The sequence below is a fragment of the Mesorhizobium sp. M7A.F.Ca.CA.001.08.2.1 genome (assembly GCF_003998455.1).
Classification (GTDB): Bacteria; Pseudomonadota; Alphaproteobacteria; order Rhizobiales; family Rhizobiaceae; genus Mesorhizobium; species Mesorhizobium ciceri.
Genome location: NZ_RZPW01000764.1, coordinates 1 through 2,870, shown reverse-complemented (window position 1 = coordinate 2,870; position 2,870 = coordinate 1). Strand labels below are relative to the sequence as shown.

General features: G+C 61.4%; 2 protein-coding genes. Both read right to left on the bottom strand.

Annotated features, from left to right (window positions below):
* Positions 1 to 189: 189 nt before the first annotated feature.
* A complete protein-coding gene (locus EN914_RS30430; RefSeq protein WP_024502757.1) occupies positions 190 to 1,362 on the bottom strand; it encodes an iron-containing alcohol dehydrogenase in 1,173 nt (390 codons plus the stop codon).
* A gap of 17 nt (positions 1,363 to 1,379) precedes the next feature.
* The gene (locus EN914_RS30425) at positions 1,380 to 2,768 is read right to left on the bottom strand and encodes an aldehyde dehydrogenase family protein (RefSeq protein WP_024502758.1); all 1,389 of its coding nucleotides are present in this window, start codon (positions 2,766 to 2,768) and stop codon (positions 1,380 to 1,382) included.
* Positions 2,769 to 2,870: the final 102 nt, after the last annotated feature.

Below are 2,870 nucleotides of genomic sequence, written 5' to 3'. Positions count from 1 at the left end.
TCATGTGACAGCCAGATGAAAGCTTTGTGAAAGCGGCTGCTCGCAGTGCGAAAAAGTAAACTCTTTTTAACCTGATGTAGCAATCGCTCCGCGATTCTTTTTCCGGCTAACTAGTTTGTGCCTTGCCCGTCATCCTCCCCCTTGTTTTCATAGCCCCTTTTCAGATCACTTTGCGGCGCGGAAAACGCCTCAGACCGTGCCGGCAATGGCGTTTTCGAGCAAGGTCAGCGCCGCCTTCTTGGTCAGCTTGACCGGGTTACCGCCGGCGGTCGGATCGACCACCGCCATGTCGGCGATCAGCGCCTTGCGTTTCTTGTCCATGTCGAGCCCCTTGATAAGGCCCGGCAGCGCATGCGGCACCTTCAATTCCTTGCGCAGCTTGATAATCGCCTTGGCGAACCCGTCGAAGCCGCCCTTGACGCCGCAATAGGCGGCGAGCCGGCCGATACGCTCCTCGATGGAGTCACGGTTGAAGGCGAGCACATAGGGCATGAACACCGCATTGGTCATGCCGTGATGGGTGTCATAGAGCGCACCGACCGGATGCGACAGCGAATGGATGGCGCCGAGCCCCTTCTGGAAGGCAGTGGCGCCCATGGCGGCGGCGCTCATCATGTGGGCGCGCGCGACGAGATCCTTGCCGTTGGCATAGGCCTTCGGCAGGTTCTCGAAGACCAGCCTCACACCTTCGACGGCGATGCCGTCGGCCATCGGATGATAGCCCGGCGCGCAATAGGCCTCGAGACAGTGGGCGAGCGCATCCATGCCGGTGCCGGCGGTGATGAAGCCGGGCATGCCGACCGACAGCTCCGGATCGGCAATAACGATTGCTGGCAAAAGTTTCGGATGGAAGATGACCTTCTTGGTGTGCGTCGCCTCATTGGTGATAACGCCGGCGCGGCCAACTTCCGATCCGGTCCCGGCGGTGGTCGGCACGGCGATGATCGGCGCGATGGCGTCCGAATTGGCGCGCGTCCACCAGTCGTCGACATCCTCGAAATCCCATACCGGCCTGACCTGCCCGGCCTGGAAGGCGATCAGCTTGCCGAGATCGAGCGCCGAACCGCCGCCGAAGGCGATGACGCCGTCATGTTTGCCCTTCTTGAACACGGCGATGCCGGCGGTCAGATTGGACTCGACCGGGTTAGGCCTGACCTCGGAGAAGACGCCGTAAGGAACCTTGGCGTCGTCGAGTATCTTCAGCGTCGAGGCGACGACCGGCAGTTTCGCCAGTCCAGGGTCGGTGACGAACAACGGCCGCTTGATGCCGGTGGCCGCCAGCACCTCAGGCAATTCCTTGATGCGGCCGGCGCCGAAGCGGACGGTGGTGGGGTAGTTCCATTTGGAGATCAGCTTGGACATTTTTGTCTTTCAATAAATCAGATGGCTTCGCGCAGATGGAATGATTTCGGCCGGGTCAGATTGTCGTAGCCGATGGCCGACAAGCCCGCACCCTTGCCGGTGTCCTTGACGCCGGTCCAGACCAAGGCCGGGTCGAGGTAGTCGCAGCGGTTCATGAACACCGTGCCGGTCTCGACGCGGTTGCCGATCGCCACGGCATGCTCGGTATCGCGCGTCCAGATCGAAGCGGTCAGCCCGTAGGGACTGTCGTTCATCAGCGCGATCGCCTCTTCGTCGTTGCGCACCTTCATGATGCCGACGATCGGGCCAAAGCTTTCCTCGCGCATGACGCTCATCTGATGATCGACTTCTGTCAGCACCTCAGGTGCCAGATAAGGCGAACCAGCCTTGTCGTTAGCCACCTTCATGTTGATGTGCGCCTTGGCACCCTTGCGCAGCGCTTCCGCCTTCTGTTCACGGATCAGGTCAGCAAAGCGCGCCTGCGCCATCGGTCCCATCGTCGTCGCCTGGTCGAGCGGATTGCCGACGACATAGTTCTTGGTCTCGGCGATGAAGCCTTCGACGAATTCGTCATAGACCTTCTCGTGCACATAAACGCGTTCGATGCCGCAGCAGCACTGGCCGGAATTGTAGAAGGCGCCGTCGACCAGATTGGCGACCGCATGGTCCATTTTGGCGTCGGGCAGCACATAGGCCGGATCCTTGCCGCCAAGCTCGAGGCCGAGCGTCATGAAGGTGCCCGCCGCCGCCTTTTCGATGGCGCGGCCGCCGCCGACCGAACCGGTGAAATTGACGTGGTCGATCTTGCCCGAGCCGAGCAGCCTTTCGGTCTGGGCGTGGTTCAGCACGACATTCTGGAACACGCCCTTGGGCAGGCCGATCTTGTCGAAAGCCTGCTGAAAGCGCTCGCCGACCAGCAGCGTCTGCGCCGCATGCTTCAGGATCACGGTGTTGCCGGCCATCAGCGCCGGCACGATGGTGTTGACGGCGGTCAGATAGGGATAATTCCACGGCGCGATCACCATGACGACGCCGAGCGGGTCTTTCTTCACATAGCGGCGGAAACCGTCCTTGGGGTTGGAGGCCGGCACCGATTTGAGCGCCTGCTCGGCGATCTCGACCATGTAGTTGGTGCGTTCCTTGACGCCGCCGAATTCGCCGCCATAGCGCACGGGGCGCCCCATCTGCCAGGCGATCTCCGGCACGATCTCGTCGGTCATCGCGACCAGCGCTTCCAGCATAGCCAACATGTACTTGCCGCGCTCGACGATAGGTTTCTCAGCCCACTTCTCTTGCGCCGCCTTGGCGCGTTCCACTGCGGCGTTGATCGCCTGGTCTGTAGCAATCGGCCGCTCGGCATAGATCGAGCCATCGACGGGGGTAATGAGTTTGACCGTCTCGGTCATTTTGTAAGTCCTCGTATTCTACAACAAAATCGTATGGCCTGGCGCTGCCCCTCGTCTGCCTGCCGGCAGCCTCCCCCACGGGGAAAGGCTAAGAGTGAAGGG